Origin of the sequence: Oligoflexus sp. (genome assembly GCF_035712445.1) — a bacterium.
In the GTDB taxonomy this organism is placed as follows: Bacteria; Bdellovibrionota_B; Oligoflexia; order Oligoflexales; family Oligoflexaceae; genus Oligoflexus.
Genome location: NZ_DASTAT010000111.1, coordinates 59,534 through 80,432, shown reverse-complemented (window position 1 = coordinate 80,432; position 20,899 = coordinate 59,534). Strand labels below are relative to the sequence as shown.

General features: G+C 52.5%; 19 protein-coding genes. 14 read left to right on the top strand and 5 right to left on the bottom strand.

Going from position 1 to position 20,899, the window contains the following annotated elements; genetic code table 11:
• The first annotated feature begins 104 nt into the window (after window positions 1-104).
• The gene (gene tnpC / locus VFO10_RS24605) at window positions 105-1,112 is read left to right on the top strand and encodes an IS66 family transposase (protein WP_325144653.1); all 1,008 of its coding nucleotides are present in this window, start codon (window positions 105-107) and stop codon (window positions 1,110-1,112) included.
• A 41-nt stretch (window positions 1,113-1,153) separates the two neighbouring features.
• Here tnpC and VFO10_RS24600 read toward each other — a convergent pair whose 3' ends face one another.
• Both VFO10_RS24600 and VFO10_RS24595 read right to left on the bottom strand, forming a co-directional pair.
• Entirely contained in the window at window positions 1,154-1,813 is a 660-nt protein-coding gene (locus tag VFO10_RS24600; RefSeq protein WP_325144651.1) for an IS3 family transposase, read from the bottom strand.
• A gap of 31 nt (window positions 1,814-1,844) precedes the next feature.
• A protein-coding gene (locus VFO10_RS24595) for an IS3 family transposase (protein ID WP_325144650.1) occupies window positions 1,845-2,941 on the bottom strand; the annotation gives its coding sequence in 2 pieces (ribosomal slippage) (window positions 1,845-2,689 and window positions 2,689-2,941; 1,098 coding nt in all).
• Window positions 2,942-3,452: 511 nt separating this feature from the next.
• Here VFO10_RS24595 and VFO10_RS24590 point away from each other — a divergent pair.
• From VFO10_RS24590 to VFO10_RS24530, 13 genes are all read left to right on the top strand, one after another.
• Window positions 3,453-3,911: a hypothetical protein gene (locus VFO10_RS24590; protein ID WP_325144649.1), complete on the top strand. Its 459-nt coding sequence runs from the start codon at window positions 3,453-3,455 to the stop codon at window positions 3,909-3,911.
• A gap of 792 nt (window positions 3,912-4,703) precedes the next feature.
• Complete coding sequence (locus VFO10_RS24585) at window positions 4,704-6,341, top strand: S49 family peptidase (protein WP_325144648.1); 1,638 nt, start codon at window positions 4,704-4,706, stop codon at window positions 6,339-6,341.
• 281 nt (window positions 6,342-6,622) lie between these two features.
• Window positions 6,623-7,939 (top strand): tyrosine-type recombinase/integrase, encoded by a 1,317-nt coding sequence (locus VFO10_RS24580; protein ID WP_325144647.1) that lies wholly within the window; start codon window positions 6,623-6,625, stop codon window positions 7,937-7,939.
• 68 nt (window positions 7,940-8,007) lie between these two features.
• Complete coding sequence (gene purB / locus VFO10_RS24575; protein ID WP_325144646.1) at window positions 8,008-9,417, top strand: adenylosuccinate lyase; 1,410 nt, start codon at window positions 8,008-8,010, stop codon at window positions 9,415-9,417.
• Window positions 9,404-10,441, top strand: a complete 1,038-nt coding sequence (gene lpxD, locus VFO10_RS24570) for a UDP-3-O-(3-hydroxymyristoyl)glucosamine N-acyltransferase (protein WP_325144645.1) — start codon at window positions 9,404-9,406, stop codon at window positions 10,439-10,441. The genes purB and lpxD overlap by 14 nt, the downstream gene beginning before the upstream one ends.
• Window positions 10,431-10,898, top strand: a complete 468-nt coding sequence (locus VFO10_RS24565; RefSeq protein WP_325144644.1) for a GNAT family N-acetyltransferase — start codon at window positions 10,431-10,433, stop codon at window positions 10,896-10,898. The genes lpxD and VFO10_RS24565 overlap by 11 nt, the downstream gene beginning before the upstream one ends.
• Before the next feature lie 75 nt (window positions 10,899-10,973).
• Window positions 10,974-12,386, top strand: a complete 1,413-nt coding sequence (locus VFO10_RS24560; protein ID WP_325144643.1) for an AMP-binding protein — start codon at window positions 10,974-10,976, stop codon at window positions 12,384-12,386.
• Window positions 12,368-13,240, top strand: a complete 873-nt coding sequence (locus tag VFO10_RS24555; protein WP_325144642.1) for a UbiA family prenyltransferase — start codon at window positions 12,368-12,370, stop codon at window positions 13,238-13,240. Before VFO10_RS24560 ends, VFO10_RS24555 begins: the two co-directional genes overlap by 19 nt.
• Window positions 13,237-13,929, top strand: a complete 693-nt coding sequence (locus tag VFO10_RS24550; RefSeq protein ID WP_325144641.1) for an ABC transporter ATP-binding protein — start codon at window positions 13,237-13,239, stop codon at window positions 13,927-13,929. The genes VFO10_RS24555 and VFO10_RS24550 overlap by 4 nt, the downstream gene beginning before the upstream one ends.
• Window positions 13,919-15,124, top strand: a complete 1,206-nt coding sequence (locus VFO10_RS24545; protein WP_325144640.1) for an ABC transporter permease — start codon at window positions 13,919-13,921, stop codon at window positions 15,122-15,124. The genes VFO10_RS24550 and VFO10_RS24545 overlap by 11 nt, the downstream gene beginning before the upstream one ends.
• Before the next feature lie 11 nt (window positions 15,125-15,135).
• Entirely contained in the window at window positions 15,136-15,840 is a 705-nt protein-coding gene (locus VFO10_RS24540; RefSeq protein ID WP_325144639.1) for an outer membrane lipoprotein-sorting protein, read from the top strand.
• The gene (locus VFO10_RS24535) at window positions 15,840-16,976 is read left to right on the top strand and encodes a hypothetical protein (RefSeq protein WP_325144638.1); all 1,137 of its coding nucleotides are present in this window, start codon (window positions 15,840-15,842) and stop codon (window positions 16,974-16,976) included. Before VFO10_RS24540 ends, VFO10_RS24535 begins: the two co-directional genes overlap by 1 nt.
• 74 nt (window positions 16,977-17,050) lie before the next feature.
• Window positions 17,051-17,527 carry a hypothetical protein gene (locus VFO10_RS24530; protein WP_325144637.1) on the top strand — a complete coding sequence of 159 codons (477 nt, stop codon included), beginning with the start codon at window positions 17,051-17,053 and terminating at the stop codon, window positions 17,525-17,527.
• On the opposite strand, the gene VFO10_RS24525 is transcribed toward VFO10_RS24530, so the two are convergent.
• From VFO10_RS24525 to VFO10_RS24515, 3 genes are all read right to left on the bottom strand, one after another.
• Window positions 17,499-18,131 carry a hypothetical protein gene (locus VFO10_RS24525; RefSeq protein ID WP_325144636.1) on the bottom strand — a complete coding sequence of 211 codons (633 nt, stop codon included), beginning with the start codon at window positions 18,129-18,131 and terminating at the stop codon, window positions 17,499-17,501. The two genes, VFO10_RS24530 and VFO10_RS24525, sit on opposite strands and share 29 nt — an antisense overlap.
• Before the next feature lie 82 nt (window positions 18,132-18,213).
• Entirely contained in the window at window positions 18,214-19,212 is a 999-nt protein-coding gene (locus VFO10_RS24520) for a phosphatidylinositol-specific phospholipase C domain-containing protein (RefSeq protein WP_325144635.1), read from the bottom strand.
• Window positions 19,213-19,690: 478 nt separating this feature from the next.
• A complete protein-coding gene (locus tag VFO10_RS24515) occupies window positions 19,691-20,806 on the bottom strand; it encodes a DUF3419 family protein (RefSeq protein WP_325144634.1) in 1,116 nt (371 codons plus the stop codon).
• Window positions 20,807-20,899 lie beyond the last annotated feature (93 nt).

Below are 20,899 nucleotides of genomic sequence, written 5' to 3'. Positions count from 1 at the left end.
TCCGCAGGATAAGGTCGGGATCAACATCCCAGTCACGCGACAATCCATGTTCGTACTTGGGTAGAAAAGTTTCTTAAACTTTCTTCAGCACTGTATCAAAATAGCTGACACATTCCGGACTCCTCGCTTTTGTAACGACTGCGAAGTATGCAGACGGCATGCCGCTTTATCGCCAGGAAGGAATCCTTCAAAGGATCGGCTGCGATATCCCGCGTGCAACTCTTGCCAGTTGGATGATTCGATGCAGTGAGTTGGTGACGCCCGTTATCAATATGATGCGCGAGAAAATGCTTGAAGGTCCGATTATCCAGTGCGACGAAACGCCAATTCAGGTTTTAAAGGTTCCAGGCAAAAAGCCTACCAGCAAGAGCTTTATGTGGGTTACTGCGAGATGGGACGAAGACGGGAAGAAAATTGTCTTATATGAGTTCGCTTCATCACGAAGCAGTGAAGTTCCTTTGAGGATATTCAAAGGCTACAGAGGTTATGTGCAAACCGATGGCTACGAAGGCTATTCGCCGCTTGGGCTTGTTCCCGGCATAGTCCACGTAGGGGATTGGGTTCATGTCCGAAGAAAATTCATGGAAGCATTAAAGGGTCAGAAAGCTGGAGCCAAGGCCACTTTCGCTGAGCATGCGCTGGATGCCATTAAAAACCTTTATCGAATTGAACATTCATGTTCAACTTCTTCTGAGCGGCTTCATGCTCGCCAGACTCAATCAAAGCAGATTGTTGAGGATCTTCGTTCATGGCTGGACTCAGCCATGCATAAGGTTCCACCGAAGTCCCTTACCGGCCAGGCGCTCGCATACATGGATAGCCAATGGCCGAAGCTAATTCGCTTCCTGAATGATCCGATCATTGGACTTGATACAAATATTGTCGAGAATTCGATAAGGCCGTTTGCTCTGGGCAGGAAAGCCTGGATGTTTTCCGATACTGTTAAAGGCGCAAATGCCAGTGCTGCTCTTTATAGCCTTGTGATAACCGCTCGCGCGAATGGCATCGAGCCTTACGATTATCTCGCCCACCTTTTTTCTGAGCTTCCCAAAGCTGTCTCCGCTAATGAGATCGAAGCTCTTCTGCCGTGGAATTTCTCGACGAGGTATTAACCAGCTGTGGTCAACCAGCGACCCTGGGTGTGGCTGAGCGCTTACGTTTTCAAGGTTCTGAACCATCTTTCGATAAGACCATTTTGCTCGGGAGTGTAAGGGGTTATGAATTCCTGCTTGATGCCCGCACCTCTGACCACCTTATGAAAATCTTCTGCTCCAAAGATCAAGCCGTTGTCTGAACGCAGCTTCAGGCCAGCCGTAGGGCGCCGCTTGATTAATGCATCCTCCAATGCTGCCGCCGCCACCTTCGCCTTGCCTGACTTCGATACGCGCCAGCCGACAATGGATCTGTCACAGCAGTCGATGACCGCCGTGATATGGCACCAACCGTCTTTGCTGGTCATGAAATGGCTCATATCCACGGCCCAGCGAACGTCAGGTTTGGATGTGCGGCTTGCCCAGCCTTCCACCCGTGGCCTCAATCCTTTGGGACGCTTATGCATGAGCCAGCCTTTGATCTTCATAATCCTATGAACGGCCTTGATGTTGACGCGTTTCCCGCGTCCTCTGTTCAGGGTCCAATGAATGGTTCTCACGCCCGCCTGCGGCTTGGCGTTGATGATGGCCCTTATCTCGCTTACAAGGCCCTCATTGAGCTTGTAGCGGCGTCTTTCTTTCGGCTCCCGATAGAGGGACGATCTGGGCACTTCCAACCAATCGCAAAGCGTTCTCACGGAAATGCGGATGCCCTCGAGCATACCCCTGATTTTCTTCCAGAAAGAAATTGAATCAGCCTGCTAGACGTAATCCCTTTGTCTCTGCAAATTTGCTCGGCGTCATGCCTCCCAGAGAGGTATGCGGTCTTTTCTCGTTGTAATCAATTCGCCAGTCCTCGACGATATCTCGCGCATCCTTCAGATTCGAGAACCAGTACATGTTCAGGCATTCATCGCGAAGACGCCCGTTGAAACTTTCGATAAAGGCATTCTCGTTCTTGTCGCCGGGACTTGCGTAGTGAAGCCTGACTCCATTATCCAGAGCCCATTTCGTAAGGGCTTTGCTGATGAATTCCGGTCCCTGGTCAACGCCTATCTCCTCGGGCAGACCCCTTTCAGCCTTCAGCTTTTCAAGGACACGGACTACGCGATGGCCGGAAAGTGAAGTGTCGACCTCCATTGCAGGGCATTCCCTTGACCATTCGTCAATGATCGTGAGAATTCTGAATGAACGGCCGCTTGCAAGGTTGTCGTGCACGAAGTCCATCGACCAGCGGGTATTGGCCTTGGTCAGTGGCGGCAGCGGATTCTCTGGCTTATATACTCGGCGCTTCGGCTTGCGCTTCTTAAGCTGAAGGCCGTGACCATAGTATATCCGCTCAGTCCGTTTGTGGTTTTGAACAAGGCCTTCACTTTGCAGTACAAGATGCACACGAGGGCAACCGAAGCGCGGGCGTTCCTCCAGGATATCTTTCATTCTATCGAGAATTTGATGGTCCTCAGTTGGCCTCTTCTCGCACGGAATGGTGGAACGATCCGCTCCTACTATCTTGCAGGCCCGACGCTGACTGGTGCCGAAGGCTTCTTGAATAAGCTCGACGGCCTTGCGCTCGTCGTCAGGCCCTAGAACTTTTTTTCAACGAGAAACCGAAGCGCCTGATTATCCAAGGCTTGCTCAGCCACAAGCTGTTTCAGCCTGCGATTCTCGTCTTCCAGCGCTTTTAGCCGCTGGGCTTCGGAAACCTCCAGGCCGCCGTATTTAGCTTTCCATTTGTAAAACGCCTGCTGGCTAACCCCAAGATCCCGGCAGACATCCTGGACCTTCTCGCCTGACTCCTGGCGCTTCAGGGCCTTGATGATTTGTTCTTCCGTGAAACGACTCTTCTTCATGTCGATCTCCTTGCTTGTGCTTAGTGGCACAGGAGATTCAACTTATCAATGGAGGAATTTGGCGGGGTACCCTCGGGGCCTATAATGGGCTCCATCGAAAGCCTTCATCCACATCGTAGTTTAAGAATTTTAGGCGATGATTGACAAAATGAGTCTATTTGAGCGACCTAAAAAAACATCCTTTTAATAGAAAGTTCAAGGTGGATACGAATTTATCACGGAAGTTTCTTTCATTGGGAGAAGTTGGCGATTATTAATGCAGGTCAAAACCCGGTTGCTGAATGAGCAAGGTTTGCTCTTTTAACTTATCTTGATGACAGGATAAACTTAGTAGCCCTGTTTACGTTCTCCAGGATCCCTCTTACATTAAATTACGCCCCTACTGCCTATCTTTCAAAACTGTATACCCCCCCAGTTCGTATCGCAGATATTAACTTGCAACTCTTCATTGCCGATACCTTGGATGACCATTTTCGCGCGGAAAATGAAAAAACTTTCGGAGGACTTAGTAATGCGATTCTTGATGATTGCTACAATAATCATAGCAATGTCGGCATGTTGTCATGATGGCGGCACCCGCAGCTCAAACGTTTTAAATAAGGAATTTAAGCCAAACGAAGACGTTCAAGCTCCGGGAACCGCAACGCGTCTGATGAGTGACAAGGAATATATAGAAGCAGTAAAAAACCGCGAGAAAAAAAAAATGGAACTCAGGAATAACGGAACAAAAGCACTTGAGGACCCTCTCCCAGCTGCATGCAAGTGCTGCTGGATAAGATCCGGAAATTGTAGCGGTCCTAAAGGACTTTATTGCTTAAGCGAAAATGACGGAAAGCAAACGTTTTTTTGTCCCAGCACTGGCCAAGTTTCCACTTTCCAATGCATATTCATTTTTGGCGAAGGTTGTTATTCACTTCAGGACTATTCGGACACGATAATCGCCTCCCCCCCACCCTCAAAGTCTAAGTGAACTGGGACACCCCTAAACCTAACAGCGCATTGCGCATGTTTAACGTCTTGCAGGTAAACAACAACGTGGCTGCGCCTTGACTTCAGTGAGGTCTTTACACCTGCAATTGCTTCCCATCAAGGCACTGCCGACGGTCATCAGACCATCCTCGCATTTTTTTTCCTGGGAATTACAGCTGTCATATCTACGCCATTACTGGCATCCAAAAGTCTCTTAAGGCTGCCTTTTCTTTTTTCGAATTTCGAGCCTGCAAAGTCCTCAACTATTGGAGAGGAAAGCCAATGTCAGCCTTCGAAGAAGGCCGACGCTTCGTCAAATTCCGTCTATTCACACGCCCCGGACATGGTTTGAGCGAACCTAAAGCCATGCGCGAGCGTTGCTGCCTGAGCCACCTGGCAGTATTCCCGACGGATCCTATTGCTGTGTAATTCAACGATTCTAGCTTCGCCAGCACTTTGCTTACGTTATTCACTCCGTGGACATAGTCTGTAGTGAAATCACAAAACCCGTGATGGCGCAGTTCGGCATTGTAGTGGGCAAACATATGTGCCGATGTTCTCTCTCGCGCTGTGCTCGTCAATAAATGCACTCTCTGCTGGTCACAGAATCTAGGTGATAAGAGCAGAATATATCGAGTGAATTCCTCAGTTAGCCGATGCTTGTGGTTCGCTCACATTGAAGCAGTCAAGGATAAATGAAGCGCGACTGTCCGCAACCAAGCGGACACCTGGAACCTTCACATGGCAAGTATTTCAGCGATAGTGTAGACCCCAGCTTGCTCTGGGGTTAACATTGTCCTTTGCACTCAATCAAATTCTAAATTCACAATGGGCCATGACCGAGGAGGCTTTGCGTCTCATACTGTCGGTCGTCGAAAGACATGGTGACATCGAGGCTCTCGAAAAAATCCTCGGCAAAAGACTCAAGACTACGGAGAAAGCAATTATCCGGGGCGGGGTGGGAATCATCCCGGTCCGTGGTCCTCTATTCAAACGCGCAAATCTCATGACCGAGCACTGCGGGGCAACCAGCTACGAAACGGTGCTCCGCGACTTTCACCAGATGCTGGCCTCCGATGAGGTTAAGAGCATCGTCCTTGATATTGACAGTCCCGGCGGTGAGGCAAATGGCTGTTCAGAACTTGCGGATCATATTTTTGAAGCCCGCGGCCAGAAACCAGTTGCAGCCTACATCGGGGGCACTGGGGCGTCCGCAGCTTACTGGATCGCCAGCGCCTGCGAACGCGTCTTCGGCTCCGACTCGTCGATTGTGGGAAGCATCGGCGTACAGTCCGCGCTCAGATCAGAAAAAAATAAAGAAGAAATCTGTTTTGTCTCCAGCCAAAGCCCCAACAAAAACCGTGATCCTGCAACAGAGGAAGGTGCGCGCGAGGTGCAGGCTGTCATTGATGGCCTCGCTGAAGTCTTCATCTCAAAAGTCGCCCGCAACCGCGGCGTCGGCCGCGAAACGGTCCTCGAAAACTTTGGCCAGGGCTCGGTCTTCGTCGGAGCGGAAGCCCAAAGGCGCGGTCTTATTGATGAGATCACAACACTCGAAAGCGTCATTGCCAACTATGGAGTCCAGAAAATGACATCAGAAAACATTACTGCGGAATTCATCGCCGCAAATCACCCGGCGATCGCCGAACACTTCATAAATATAGGAACATCAAGAACGCTTGCAAGTTTCGAGACCGAGCAAAAGCGCGTAGCCGGCATCCGGTCGCTTGCCGGCGGGACCACGCTTGGCGCCATCGCGGAGGAAATCGCACGAAGAAATGGGCTCAAAACGGCTATCTTCGACGAGCTGAAATCCATTGTGATTGAACACGAGGACCAGACCGAGTCCGATCTGGCCTTTCTTTGCCGCCTTGGACGCCGTCATGACCTTACGATCAAGGTCAGCGGCAGGTATTTGATGCTGACTCCCGCCGATAGAAGCGGGGCTGATCCGGACGGCACCATCCCTGTCATCCGCATCGAAAAGCCAATCCGGTTCGAATACTCAGGCGATCAAACAAGTCGCTACACCGAGGTCCGTGCCTTCTGGTACGACAACGACGCCGCGGAGAAGCGTCAAGTCATGTACGGCAAAGAAGGAGTTGTGCTTGAACTTGAGTACAACAAGATCACGGAAGCAGGCGCGCGCAAGGCAGCTGAGACAAAATTCCGTGAAGTGGCACGCAAAGGGAAGACCCTTACCCTCACAGTCCCCGGCAACGCGCAGCTGGCCGCCGAACGGAAAATTGATGTTCAAGGCTTCGGGGCCGGCATTGATGGGGAGTGGGTGATCAAGTCGGTGGAGCATGCGATTGATGGGTCGGGTTGGATGACTGGAATTGAGTGCAGTGTCGATGGGTACAAAGAGGCTCATGAAACTAACGAAAAATATGACAATGGTGATTCGAAATCATTATTCAGCAAGGAATAGACCATCATTGGACGTGGAGATTGTAACAGAATGGTAGTCAAAAAAAATCTTAAGTGGATGTCTTCCCACAAAGCAAAGTTAAATGTATCCTCTGGGAACCTTGCAAAAGATGAGATCTTTGAAAATTGGATAACGAAAAAACTGCTCGCCTCGCATATCGGAATGTCCATTAGTTTCGTGAATAAATACATGAAGGAAGGACTGCCGTATAGGCGGCGAGGTCGTTCAGTGAGATTTCGAGTGTTTGAAGTTGAAGATTGGCTTCAACGGAGATTCACTCAATGAAAAAATTTAATCCGAAAGTTTTTCAAGATAAAGATCGTGTTTATCCTCCTGTTGCTGGGGCACCAAATATCAGAAAAATCTATATTTGGGACGAAGCCAAGAAGGAGTATAGACCGCCATCTAGGGGTAAGATCTATGTCGCTCGACGATATGAGATCGATGCAGGTGGTAAAAAAAAGAGAATGTCGGGGTGCTTTGAGAGTCTCGAAGATGCTCGTAATTGGCAATCTTTTATCGACAATTCTGTATCCCAATCACAGTCAAATGCTTCCTCACCAATGCTCATAAGCTGTCCTACATTTCAACAGATTATGCTTGAGTGGAGGGTGCGAAAATTCCCAACTTTACGGAAAGCTACCAGGATACAATACCAAGCTCTGTCGGATAGACATTTCCAAATGTTGTCTGATTTCCCGATCAACGCGATTACTTCGAAGGACATTGATGCATGGCTGGCAGATAGGAAAGCGAATTTGGGCGATCATCCACAAGCCAAGAGGCGCCTGAGCTTTGACCGAGAACTGATGATTCTCAGCCTAATACTGGAATATTACGGAGAATATTATGAAGAAGATACGAGCTTCTGCCTTCCAGTTAAAAAGCGACATTGGAGAGATTCGAAGCTGAGTGTTCCTCGGATTCCCAAGAAAAAGGATGTGAAGGAAGAAGAATTCCAACTCTTCCGTGTTGAACTGGAAAAATTGAAAGAAGGTTCGATATTGAAACACTTGGCTACGACTCAGTTTTATCAGGCTCTGAGAATATCAGAAGTAGCAGCCATGAAGTGGAAGCATGTACTTTTCAACCGGGAAGTTCCACACCTGTCGTGGATTCAAATAGATCAGCATGTCGTCTATGGAGTGGAAAAAGGGGAAGCCCCAACCGTTGAGCCTGGATTCAAAAATTCGGATTCTCTCAGTGGTATAAAGGAGCTGCCGATGTTTCCCCAGACGTTTAAAACTTTGTCAGCTCTATACGGAGACGGTGTCAAGAAAGGACCAGATGACTATGTATTTCCAAATGAGTACGGCGATTTCTTCAGGTACCATACAGTTCGAAATAGATATAACAGAGCCTTCAAATTGGCTGGTTTCAATTACACCGCAACACATGTCATGCGGCATGGGTGGACGAACGAAATCTTTAATGCTACTGGAGGGGACTACGGTATAGCAGGACAACTTTTGGGCGACGTCTCGGACAAAGCAATAAAGACTTATGCTAAACGCGCGAAGACCGCTCTGACTAACCTGGCTCATGAAATGTGGCAAAAGGGACAAGTGTCTGAGTTGGTCGCGATTGGTCGCAAGTAAGAGGAGGGTCGCCTTATGTATCTAAAATCATTAAATTTAAAACCATATATGTCAATAAGGAGCCTTCCTTGACACGATCTTCTCAGGACCAACTCTTTGCCCTGTCTGCCATTGACGGACGTTATCGGACCAAACTCGAAAACCTGGCCCCCTTGCTGAGCGAAGCCGGGCTTATGTCGTTTCGCATCCGTGTCGAGGCTGAATGGATACTGCATCTGGTTGATCATCCGGCACTTCCCGGTGAATTCGAGCTGACTCCTGCGGTCAAAGCGCGCCTCGAACAACTCGCGAAGCAGGTGCCGGACTCCGCGCTGCTTCGCATCAAGGAGCTGGAAAGAACCACAAACCACGACGTGAAAGCGGTGGAATACTATCTGCGGGAATCCCTGGCCGAAGTGGGTGCCAATCAAAAAATTCTCGCCTTCATCCACTTCGCTTGCACATCGGAAGACATCAATAACTTGTCCTATGGACTGATGCTGCATGAAACGCGGCAGAAAGTTATCCTGCCGACGATGGATCGCATCGTCTCGCAGCTGGAAGAGATGGCTCTGCGTTATAAGACTCTCCCTATGCTCTCGCGGACCCACGGACAGACTGCGTCACCGACTACGCTCGGCAAGGAAATGGCCGTGTTCGCTCATCGCCTGTGGAAGCAGCGGCAAAAACTGGCCGCCGTCGCTTTGGAAGGCAAAATGAGCGGTGCGGTGGGCAACTACAACGCGCATCTGGCTGCTTATCCGGATGTGGATTGGGTTTATCTGACCAAGGGCTTCATTGAAAAGCGCCTCGGACTGAAGCAAAATCTTCTGACCACGCAGATCGAAAATCATGACAGCATGGTGGAATACGCCGAGTGCATCAAGCGCTTCAATACCATCCTGCTCGGACTTTGCCGCGATATCTGGTCCTATATTTCCATCGAGTACTTCAAGCAGCAGGCCAAGGCCGGGGAAATCGGTTCCTCGACCATGCCGCACAAGATCAATCCGATTGACTTTGAAAATGCCGAAGGCAACCTGGGTGTGGCCAATAGCCTTGCGACGCATTACAGCGATAAGCTTTTGATCTCGCGCTGGCAGCGTGACCTCACCGATTCCACGGTTCAAAGGACGCTCGGAACTTTCATCGGCCACGCGGTCCTTGCTTATGAATCCTTCCTTAAGGGTTTAAGCAAGATCAGCCCCAATGAAAAGGCCCTGGCCGACGATCTGAATCAATCCTGGGAAGTCATGGCCGAAGCGATTCAAACCTGCATGCGCCGCTATGAGATTACCGATGCCTATGAGCGCCTGAAAAATGCCACGCGCGGTCAATCGGTGGAAGCCGCCGATCTGCAGAAACTCATTCGCGAATGTCCTGAGCTGCCGGATGCGGTGAAGGAAAGACTCCTGGCCATGACCCCTGCGGATTATGTGGGCTGCGCGGCCGCCTTGGTCGATAAATTTGTACAGGAGCGGCGTGATGCGGATCAGTGAAATCGCGGCTTACCTCAAGGTCGAGGTGAAGAACGCGGGAGCGGGCGATCCTGAAATCAAAGGGGTCGCGGGCATCAAAAACGCCCAGGAAGGCGAACTGACCTTCCTTGGGAGCACAGCGTTCCAGCAGTATGTCGCGGAAAGCCGGGCCTCGGTTTTGATCACCAAAGAGCTGCAGCCTCAATTCAAAGGCCCGCAGCTTTTGCACAAGGACCCACACTTCGCTTATGCGAAGATCGCCCTTCTCTATAATAAGGTGGATCACGGGCCCAAGGGTGTGCATCCCACCGCCATCATCGAAGAGGGTGTGACGCTCGGCAAGGACGTCACTGTTGGAGCCTACAGTTACGTAGCCAAAGGCAGCGTGCTGGGTGATCGCGTTGTCCTCTATCCGCATGTTTATATCGGCCAGGATGTGGTCATCGGTGAAGACAGCATCCTGCATCCGCAAACAGTTGTTTACTACGGCAGTCGCATTGGGGCCCGCTGCCTCTTTCACGCCGGATGCATCATTGGAGCCGATGGTTTTGGTTTTGCGGTGAGCGGCGGTGAAATCTGCAAAATCCCACAGATCGGTATCGTGCGCATCGAGGATGATGTGGAATGCGGCGCCTCGGTAACGATCGACCGCGCGGCGAGCGGAGAAACGCTGGTGAAGCGCGGCTGCAAATTCGATGACAAGGTTCACATCGGTCACAACGTGGAAGTCGGACAGAACTGTATGTTCTCGGCTTTCAGCGGTATTGCCGGTTCCACCAAAATCGGCGATTGGGTGCTGATGGGTGGTCACTCGGGAGTTGCGGATCATCTGCATGTCGCGAGCGGCACCCGCATCGGAGCCAAAACAGGCGTTATTGAAAACATCGATAAACCCGGCACCTATGTTGGTTTCCCTTCCGAGCCGGCCGGTGATTGGAAGCGCGGCGTGGTTTATATGCGGCATATGAAGGATCACTTCAAAAAGATCCGCATCATGGAAGAGCGGCTCGCCGATCTGGAAAGGAAGCTGCAGGATGCCCCCTGAATGTCACGTGCGTCCGGCCCGGATGGAGGAAGTGGATCAGCTCTGTGCTTTTCAGGTGGCCATGGCCTGGGAATCGGAAGGGATGCGCCTGGATCCTGACACGGTGCGCCGCGGGATTCAGACCTTTCTGCAGATGCCCGATCATGGCGTCTATTACGTGATCACAGCCGAGGACAAGGCAGTGGGCTGCGCGATGGTGCAGTACGAATGGAGTGACTGGCGGGCCAAACGCGTCCTCTGGCTCCATTCCGTTTATGTCGTCCCGCAATTTCGGCGAAACGGCTGTTTCCGAACATTCTACGCCTTCCTTCAAAACAAGGTGCAGAGCACGCCGGATCTCGCAGGTATTCGTCTCTATGTGGATCGGAAAAATACTCAGGCTGAAGCCACATACCGGCGTCTGGGTATGACCGATGAGCATTATAAACTTTTCGAGAGTATGAAAAGCGAGGGCTGAAGCCCTTCTCCTGTTTCCCTTCGGCGCAGAATTGCTATTATGGAGCGGTTATGCAAAACGCCAGGGGAACGAAGCATGAACGCGGCCACACTCATCGACCAGCAGATTCAAGCGAAGAACGATCATCCCGCCCTTTGGCTGCCTGGATCAGGCAGCTGCAGTTTCGGGGACTTGGATCATCTCGCCCGAAGAATCAGTGCCATCCTTCAGAAGAAAGGTTTGCAGGCCGGTGATCAGGTGCTGCTCTTCATTGACCTGAGCCATCTCCTTTATGGAACCATCCTGGCCCTGGCCCGTGCCGGCATCACCGCGGTACTGGTCGAACCCTGGATGCCTCTCGAACGTCTGCAGCATGTTTTTAATACCGTAAAGCCCAAGGCTTTTCTTGCCGGCCGCCTCGGTCAGCTCTGGGGTCTGCGCGTGCCCGGTGCGCGGAAAATCAAACATTGGATTTCGACCCGGGAGCTTTTGTCTGGAACTGCGGATCCCATCGGGACCCAGGATCTTCCCGATGATCATCCCTGCATTATCACGTTCACTTCGGGCACCAGCGGCAAACCCAAGGGCATGGTGCGCACGCACGGTTACCTGCGCGCTCAGCATCGGGCCTTGAACGAGGCGCTTCACTTTAATCAGCATAGCGGCGCCGATCTTTGTATTTTCGCCAACTTTGCCCTGGCAAATCTTGCAGATGGCCGCTGTTCTGTGGTAATTCCCGCGCGAGCCAAAAACGATGTGCTATCCCAGCTGGATGGTCTGCCCGATCATCTGCAGCCCGTGAGTTCCACCTGCGGACCGGCCTTTCTTTTGCGGGTGATGCAGCGCGCGCAGTTGAAAAAACTGAAGGCCCTGCATGTGGGGGGCGCGCAAACCGATTGCGCGATTTTTGAAAGAGCCTTTGCGCTCTGGCCCGAGGCCGAGGTCACGCATGTTTATGGCAGTACCGAAGCGGAGCCGGTCGCTACTTCGGATGCGCGAAAAGCTGTCCTGTGGAGTCGTGAGCGCGGCTATTTCCAAACGCTTTATCTGGGTGAACCCTGGAGCGGTCTTCAGCATCAGAAAAGGGATGAGCAGCTCTGGATCAGCGGGCCGCATGTCTGTCCTGAGTATCTGACCGATGCCGAGGCCAATCGCCTTCATAAGCATAAGGATGAAACCGGCCGCCTCTGGCATCGCCTGGGGGATCGGGTCGAGCAGGATGAACGCGGCTGGTGGTATCAGGGGCGCGATCATCAGGTGGCCGCGGACTTTGCGGATGAACAGAGAATTTATTCCGCGATCGGCAGCAGCATGGCCTTCATCAAACGCCATGAAAAAGGGCGTTCTGTGTATGTGGAACAGGCCGCGATGCGCCTCAGCAGTATTCGCAGCGTCTGTCCCGATGTGACTGAAATTTATGAAACGACCATTCGCCGCGATCGCCGTCATCAGGCACGGATCGATCGGGAAGCCAGTTTAAAGGGAGCGAAATGCATTTTCCGTGGTTGACCTACATCAAGGAACGTTTTCCATTGCCGGTTTATCTGCTACTGACCACAGGCATGGCCTGGCAGGGGCAGCTGGCTTTGAGTCAAGACAGCAACTGGACCGCGCGCGTGGTCGGTCCTTTCATGATGCTGCTTTTTTTCTTCTGCCTCCGTCTCATGGATGAGGTGAAGGATTATAAAAAGGATATCAGCGCGCATCCGGAGCGGCCTCTGCCGCGCGGTCTTGTCAAGCTTTCCACAGCGAAGAAGGTGATTGGCTTATGCCTCGCGGCTCAATCCATCCTGGGCCTTGTGCTCCTGAGCCTTGGTCTTTATTATGCCGGCTATTTCTGGCTTTTGACCACAGCCTGGCTTTACCTGATGTATGTGGAATTCTATTGCGGCGCCTGGCTGGAGCAAAGGCCCTTCTTTTATGCCACGACGCATCAGCTCATCATTATTCCGCTTGTCCTGTCGGCCGCGCATCTGGTCGGTGATCGCGACAGCCGAACCGCGATCTGGTCCGGTGTGATGATCCTTGGCGCATTTTTCACCTATGAAATCGCAAGAAAGCTCGACCCCAAAGCGCATGAACTCCTGAGGACCTATCGCACGGTCTATGGGCGTCGTGGATCTCTCGGTTTGATGCTGATCACGAGTGCTGTGGCCATAGCCGGAGTTCTTCTGAAAACCGGGTTCTCGCTGACTGCGAGCTGGCCTTATATCCTGGTGGTTGTGCTCACCTGGATCGGCTGTGCGCGTTTCGGTGAAGAAAAACCCAAGATAGCCGAAGGACTCGCCAGTGTTTCCTTGCTTGTTCATATCTGGGGTCCGGTGCTGACCGTCCTCTTTTCATCCAGTGGGGCGACGCCATGAGTTCCCTTTATTCCTGTGAAAACGTCTCACATAGCTATCAGCAGGGACCTCAGGTTTTTCCTGCGCTGCATGATGTGAACCTTGATATCAAAGCAGGTGAATTCTGCCTGATCATGGGGCCGAGTGGCTCGGGAAAATCAACCCTCCTGAATCTTCTCGGCTTGATCGAGCCTTTGCAGAAGGGTCGCATATCCTTTCAGGGTCAGGATCTTCAGACGATTGATGAAGCGAAGAAAAATGAAGTCCGGCGCTTTCAGCTCGGATTTATTTTTCAGAGCTTCCACCTTTTTGATGTGCTGACCGCTGCTGAGAACGTTGAGTTTTTTCTGACCAGGCAGGGCGTTCCGGCTTCAGAACGGAAAGAGCGGGTGCGGAAGGCTTTGGAAGCCGTGGATCTTGGGATGCAAAAAGACAAGCGTCCGCAGGATATGAGCGGCGGGCAAAGACAGCGCGTAGCGATTGCCCGAGCCCTGGCCAAGGATCCTGCTGTTATCCTTGCTGATGAGCCGACCGCGAGCCTTGATCAGGACACCGGCCGCAGCATACTCCAGCTTCTTAAGAATTTGGCTGCGCAGGGTCGGACGATTATCATCAGTTCCCATGATCCCCTGGCGCGTGACTATGCAAGCCGGGTTCTTTATCTGAAAGACGGCCATCTTCAGGCCGGAGGTTCCGCCGATGCTCATTAAAATCGCGTTTTTAAACCTGCTCCGTAACTACCGCCGCAGTCTGGTCGGACTTTTAACGGTGGGTTTCGGTGTCACGGCGCTGTTTCTCTTTGATGGTTTCAATAAAGGCATCATGCGCCAGTACAAGGATAATACGATTCATGCCAAGTACGGGCATGGGCAGCTGAATACCAAAGGCTATCGCGAGCAGATTTTTGAAAAACCGTGGGAACATTGGATTGAGCAGCCTGAAGTGCTGATCCAGGAACTGGCCCAGGTGCCGGGCATCAGTCACGTCTTCCCGCGCATTGATTTCCCGGCCATGCTGCAGGCCGGTGACCTGAATGTCGCCGGTCGTGGTCTCGCGGTGGATGGTCACGTCGAAGCGGATTTTTTCAATACGATGAATCTGATCGAAGGCGGAACGCTGCGGGATGAACCCAACGGCATCATCCTGGGGCAGGGATTGGCACGGGCTCTGGCGGTAAAACCGGGTGACCGCGTTACGCTTCTGACCAATACCGTTCATGGCAGCCTCAACGGAGCCGATTTTATTCTGGTCGGTGTTTTTCAAACGGGTTTGAAGGAACTGGATGACAGCCACTTCCGTATTCAGAGAGCCGCGGCTGCCCCGCTGCTCGATACGGATCGCGTGGAAAGTATCGCACTCGGACTCGCGCACGATGAGGACTGGGCATCTGTGTCCCAGATCATCCGCGAAAAACATCCCGAGCTGGACCTCACTTCGTTTGCCGAACTGGACAAGGTCTACTATCAGCATGCGGTTGATTGGCTTGGTCAGCAGTTTGTGGTCATCCAATGGATTATCATTCTGATCGTGGCCCTCGGGATTGGCAACACCATGGCCTTCACCGTCCTGGAGCGTACGCCCGAGATTGGGCACCTGCGCGCCAACGGCGAGTCGGCACGGGATGTGCTTATGCTTCTGCTTTGGGAAGGCACTCTGATCGGTCTGATCGGGTCTATCTTCGGTATCCTTCTCGGCTGGCTTCTGAACGTGACCCTTTTGCAGCAGGGAATCCTGATGCCGCCGGCTCCGGGCTTGACGCGGCAGTTTCATGTGAAAATAGAGCTGCAACCCATGATGGTGGTGGTATCCTGTCTTTTAGGAACGCTGACGGCTGCCGTAGCCACAGGGTTGGCTGCATCGGGCCGGGTTCGGATGCCGATCGCCGCCGCTTTACGCTATCGCTAGGAGATTCGCTGATGTTCATAAGACTTCTGCTGCTATTATCCAGTCTTCTTCTCACGCCGGCCTATGGCGCGGAACCCACGCCCGCCGAGATTTTGCAAAAGGCCGATGAGGTTCGGAATCCCTCGGCCTCGTTCACCATGGTCGTGACCGTCAAGGACCATGATGGAACGCTGTCCAAGTTTGAAGTGAAGACCAAAGGCAAGGATCGCACTCTGATCAAAACCTTGGAAGCACCCCACAGCAAAGCCAACGCGCTTTTGATGGTGGAGCAGGATATGTGGGCCTTTATTCCGAACCTGAAGCGTGCGGTGCGGGTCAGCCTGCAGCAGAAACTCACAGGTCAGGCCGCGAATGGTGACATCGCGCGCATGCGTCTGGCGGGTGATTATGATGCTAAGATCGAAAAGGATGAGAAGGATGCCTGGCAGCTCTTTCTGACCGCGAATAAAAAGGGCCTGACCTATGACAAGATCCGGCTCTGGGTTGGAAAAGATGGCTATAAACCGCGCAAGGCCGAATATTTGACCATGGCCGGAGACCCTTTAAAAATAGCCAAATTTGAGAAATATAGCGCGATGGCCGGGGCGGACCGCCCGACCACCATCCGTATCGAGGATGCCAAACGCAGCAGTGATTTCTCCGTTCTGGAGATTCTTTCGCTGCAGAATGCCGAATTTCCTGATGCCATCTTTCAAGCCAGCAATTTGGGGCCCTGATGCAAGCCTTGCTCTTTGTTCTTGCCGCAGTTTCTGGACAGGTCAGTCAAGAATCCATTCGTGAGCCCCAGCGGGAGCAGCCCTGGGTGCATCAAAGATCACGCCTGCATCTTCTTTCGAAGTCCGAGGATGAGGTGCTGGGTGATAGCCGCGTGCTCTGGAGTTACGAGGCCTCGGGTCACCTGCAGTACGACGGGGCCGAGGATTCGGGGGATCGTTTCGAAGCCCGCTTGGAAAACTTTCTGGTCCGCGCCTATCGCGATCAGTGGAATACGCGCGTTGGCTGGCAGACGGTCAGCTGGGGCGAGACGCTGGGCCCGAGCCTCATTGATATCATCAATCCCCGTGATCTGCGGGATCCTTCCTACTGGCTGCGCGGGGATCAGAAGCTTTCAGTTCCTCTGCTTTTGGTCGGTTGGTCGCGCGAGAGCATGGTGGTCGATATCTGGGGCAGCCCTTACGCGCCGCAGAGCCTTTTGCCCGATGAATGGCAGGACGTCGCGATTGAAAATAATGATACGACTCGTGCCGCAGAATTCGGCATTCGCGCAGGGGAGCGTATTGCAGGCTGGGACATGAAAGTCTATGCCATGCGTCATCGCACGCGAACACCCGCGATGAGTCTTGCTCTCAAGGGCCTTGAACCTGTTATTACCGCAACGTTTCCGATGCAGACCTCCCTCGGCTTTACCGTGAGTCAGGCCTGGTATAACACCGTCCTTCGCAGCGAGATCCTGCATGCGGAAGCCAAGGACCTGCCGGACGGCAACCTTTTGGATTTTGCGCGTGATCAGGCTGTGGTGGGCGTCGATGGCAGCTGGGGCGATCACTTTTTCTGGGGCAGTGAATTCCGTTACAGCCATCAGAAAAGTGCACAGGTTCGCGATCGGGATCTGGGTTGGGTGATCGTCCAGGGGCAATGGAGTGTTTGGGATGAACGCATCAAGCCGCTGATTCATCTGATGCAAAGAGTTCAGCATCATGATGCCTATCAGCGTTATGAAGTGACAGGCACAGTGGAGACGGCCTGGGAGCTGGGCGTTTCGTGGGAAGCTTTCCAGTCGTCAGCGAAGGGTTACTTCACGCGTCTTCAGGCTTATGATCGGCTCGGTTTGAATGTGCGCTGGAACTTTTAATTTCCCGTCTACCCAGTTTGAAAGGCAGCTGTTATAAGTGATGGGTGAACTCCATTCCGCGTGCAGGGGGGAACGTGAAGATCATCGGCCTTTGTCTTTTGCTCCTCAGCTCAACCATTCAGGCTTCATCCTTCCAGGAATACTGCAGCAACGCCATGGGAACCGTGAAGATCGCGCGTGGGCATATTGCCAACGAAATATCCGTCACCGAACGCATTCCCAAAGACTGGGCGTTTGTGGATCAGAAGATCGTTTTACCTGATGCTTTTGTCGGTGTCCTCGAATCCCAACAGCTGGAAGGGAAAAAGGAAACCGTGTGCGAAGGCAAGTGGGGCGTTTTCTACTGGAAGAATGTCTTTTATAGAAAAGTCAGAGTCGTTCAACCGGATGGTTCGCTGTTTTCGTCCAACGTGGTCGGTGTGTCGACCGATAAGTCCTTTGTCGAAACCGCTGTGATCTGTGAAGAACACGGGAATTCGGAGACGATGTGCGAGGATGCGGAGGCGTCGGTGACATCGGACCTCAGGAATGCATCACGTTTCCGTGACTGAACCCCAGCTCCTGACGCTCCGCCATGAGTAGGAGCATCGAGGCCGTGATCAGGAGGAGCCCTAGATCAAGCCAAACGCCCAGCACAAAAATGCCGAAGGCCGCATAGAATAGACCCGCCACAGCGCAGACCGCCTGCCAGGCTCGCGAATAAAAGCCGCTGAAGAGCAGCGTAAAGCCACAGACAAGGCTGAGGGTAGGGCAGGGTACGACCCCTATGGGTGCGGCGAGGAGATAAAGCCAGGCCGATGTTCCTTCAAGGAAGTGCGGATAGACCAGAGCATAGAGAAGCGCGAGGATTCCCACGGGAAAGGTCCATTTTCGATGCAAACTCACTGGTCGATTCGCCAGCTGAAAGCTGATCAAGCCGAGGATGAAGGTCAAAATTATAAAGACGAGGCCTTGAAACGGATTCCGGTGAAGCCACCCGAGTACGCTGACCGAGATTAAAGGCAGCAAAAGTAACTGCGCCGCATGCCGTTGTTTCGGACGCCAGCCTTTGCGGACCAGCAAAGCGAAAACAGCGAGATGCCAGAGTATAGCCAACCAGATATAGGACTGAGCAAGCAAAGACAGTTGACTCAGAATCTCGGATGAGCTTGGCATGACACACCTCAACGGCGCGGAGCAGGAATTCTGCGGGCATCATAACGCAGCTTCCCCTCTGCATCCAGGGTTCTTTCGCAGATCATCCCCCCGCGTTTTGCTGATTGAGTCTCAGGCAAAGATCGACAAACGACCCATGCTGATAAAAATCGGCAATAATGATATTTACATGCTTGTCCGCATCCCGCGCGCTTTGATCCAAACGTGGAAGGAGAGCGGCAAACTTCGGATTCATCCACTTCACAGCCATATCCCGAAGGCTGGTAATCCCGCGCGTCCAGCCTGTGGTCACGACATTCGCGTCCGGTGTAAGGACCGCTTGGCTCACGTAGAAGATATCATCAGGCCTTTGCCGAATTCCATTCAGAATGTCCTCTTCAACCTTTGCTGTATGCCGGGTATTGGACCAGGGATTTTGCAGCGTCCGCGGCCAGACGAAGGAGCTGTCGCCCCAGCTGCCATCGGGCAAGCGGACGCGGCGTTGATCGAAGAGGAGGATAAGATTTTTGTCGGCATCCCAAAGATCACCGAGCCGTACCTGAGGGTTGAATTCCCCCCAGGGAGCAACGCGTGAACGGAAGACTGGATGATTTTCGAAGTAGCTGACCAGTTCTGTGACATCATTGTTGAAGTTCACGAGCGATTGAAAGTCGAGCAGCACGATTTCGTGGGGATGATTCTCAAAGAATGCGGCAAGCTCGGCAAGCATATCCGTCAGACGGTTGGAAAGAAGACCGTGATAGGTCATCCATCCCGAAGGCGTATTCTCCACGCGCATATCGAAGTAGCGAATCCCATCCTCCAGCTGCTGTCCCATGGATCGGTCCTGAGTTTTGGACCAGGCCACCACCGCGCCTTTGGGGGCGATTTTCATGATGCCTTCCAGAGCGCTGGCCGCTCCTGAACCCGAGGTCATCTGATCGGTGCCGGTGTCATGAGTGCCGGGAATGATGATCTGGCGCAAAGCCTGCTCGGGTTTATGCGCGTAAATCTCGGACATCCAGTCACTGGGATTTACCTGTGCAAAAGCCTGTGTCCATAATGAAAGCAAAAAAAGCCCAAAGGCTCCCAGACGAACCATGTGTTCCCCCCCTGACGATCTTTTATTAAGGATATGTTAGGGGAACGTTAATGAATCGCGAGGAAGCTTGTCCAGACGAAATTGGGGAGGGACAGGCAGAGACTTCTGTCTCACGCAGAAGTCGTCTAGCCGGCGTAGGTAGTGAACCCGCTGTCCGCAGGGACTAAACGTTCGGGGTCGTGTGAATTATTGAGCTGCCCTGATCATCCATGGCTTTCTGCAGCGAATCACGAATCGTGGCCTGATCTATGCCACAGGAGCAGCTTGAGCATTCGGTATAAAGTCGCAGAATGTCTCTTAATTGAAGGTTCCAGGCTGCACAGGCCCGATATCCGCCTTCTGACCTTGAAGACTTGATTTTTCCGCTTTCAGAGCAGTTTGATCAGGAGTCTGGCTCGCGACTTGGGAAAGGACCCGGACCTGCTCGAAATGCGGTGGATGTCTTCGGTGCAGAGTCGTCTGCCCGAGACAAGAGTCCCTAACCCACATACTTAAACACAAGAATCCGATACATCTGCATCTTCTCCTTGGCAGCCAGCTCGCTATATTCGTGGCTGACATCGACAAAACCCGAGGTGTCCGTGCCCTCGGGAATACGCAGATAGCAGCGAACCACAACCAGCGCACCGCGATTGAGGCAACGGGTCAGGCTTTGCAAATAATTTGATTCCGGGGCTCCGGAAAAATACGAGGGCACGTTGCTGAGGGAGACGAAGTCATATTTTTCCTGGGTTTTGGCAGCAAAGCCCAGGACGTCCCGTTCCACGAGTTCAATCTCAGTGCCGGCCTGCAGGGCTTTCTGTGCGGCTGCATAAACGTCGGGATGGACCTCCAGTGGGTTACCCTCGGGATACTGCAAACGCCCTAGAAAGCAAATCTGCAGAAAGAAATTCTCCCGCGCAAGGCCATTGGCGAAAAGACGCTTGAACGCGTTGGAATAGAATTCAAAATAGGAACCCGGGATATTTTTTCTGACGAAACTTCCGCGATAAAGAACGGTATTGAAGAAGGTCGCATTTCCCATCAGCATCAGAACCGCCGCAGGAACCGAGCACCACAGCTTATCCTTCAATTTCTTCGCGAAGAAGGCATCCTGTTCCTTCTGATCTTTGAACTGAAAGATGCTGTCGTAAGCAGTCCCAAAGATCTTGCGCAGCTTCTTTGGAATCCCAATAAACGTCTCCTCCCAACGGCCTTGATAAAGAAGACCATCCCAATCTATCTTCCGAAACAGCTCAGAAAAATAGCGACGCGTGTCGGGTTTGATGTTCAGCTCACTGAAAAGCGCCGCGCGTTCCGCTTTGAACTCGTGCGTGGAGTAAGGGGGATAGCCGAAGAAACGCAGATAGTCCTGAAGCGGATAATTCTGCATGATAGTCCGCCGCAGATCGGCCAGGGCCAGCTGCTGGGTGGCGAGGTCAAGCGCCGTGATCTTTTCCGGCCCCACGCCCGCCAAAGGCAAAAATCGGGCGCCGCTGCCACAGATGGCCAGGATTTTTTTAGGCTTGATCTGACGGCAGATGCCCAGTTCAAAGGCGGCATCTTCATTGGCAATCGAATAATTCAGGGAGTTAAAGTACGCGTTCCCTGTCATGGAGGTCCCCCAGCAGTTGTGACCGCTTACTATATCAATCCGAGCCACTTGTCAAAATCTGTAAGTTTGATCCTCTTTGCGGATATAACCTTT

Bases quoted from the DNA above. Each gene is read 5' to 3' on its own strand.
- VFO10_RS24600 (WP_325144651.1), bottom strand. From the start codon at position 1,813: ATGCTCGAGGGCATCCGCATTTCCGTGAGAACGCTTTGCGATTGGTTG.
- VFO10_RS24590 (WP_325144649.1), top strand. From the start codon at position 3,453: ATGCGATTCTTGATGATTGCTACAATAATCATAGCAATGTCGGCATGT.
- VFO10_RS24580 (WP_325144647.1), top strand. From the start codon at position 6,623: ATGAAAAAATTTAATCCGAAAGTTTTTCAAGATAAAGATCGTGTTTAT.
- lpxD (WP_325144645.1), top strand. From the start codon at position 9,404: ATGCGGATCAGTGAAATCGCGGCTTACCTCAAGGTCGAGGTGAAGAAC.
- VFO10_RS24565 (WP_325144644.1), top strand. From the start codon at position 10,431: ATGCCCCCTGAATGTCACGTGCGTCCGGCCCGGATGGAGGAAGTGGAT.
- VFO10_RS24560 (WP_325144643.1), top strand. From the start codon at position 10,974: ATGAACGCGGCCACACTCATCGACCAGCAGATTCAAGCGAAGAACGAT.
- VFO10_RS24555 (WP_325144642.1), top strand. From the start codon at position 12,368: ATGCATTTTCCGTGGTTGACCTACATCAAGGAACGTTTTCCATTGCCG.
- VFO10_RS24550 (WP_325144641.1), top strand. From the start codon at position 13,237: ATGAGTTCCCTTTATTCCTGTGAAAACGTCTCACATAGCTATCAGCAG.
- VFO10_RS24545 (WP_325144640.1), top strand. From the start codon at position 13,919: ATGCTCATTAAAATCGCGTTTTTAAACCTGCTCCGTAACTACCGCCGC.
- VFO10_RS24540 (WP_325144639.1), top strand. From the start codon at position 15,136: ATGTTCATAAGACTTCTGCTGCTATTATCCAGTCTTCTTCTCACGCCG.
- VFO10_RS24535 (WP_325144638.1), top strand. From the start codon at position 15,840: ATGCAAGCCTTGCTCTTTGTTCTTGCCGCAGTTTCTGGACAGGTCAGT.
- VFO10_RS24525 (WP_325144636.1), bottom strand. From the start codon at position 18,131: ATGCCAAGCTCATCCGAGATTCTGAGTCAACTGTCTTTGCTTGCTCAG.
- VFO10_RS24520 (WP_325144635.1), bottom strand. From the start codon at position 19,212: ATGGTTCGTCTGGGAGCCTTTGGGCTTTTTTTGCTTTCATTATGGACA.
- VFO10_RS24515 (WP_325144634.1), bottom strand. From the start codon at position 20,806: ATGACAGGGAACGCGTACTTTAACTCCCTGAATTATTCGATTGCCAAT.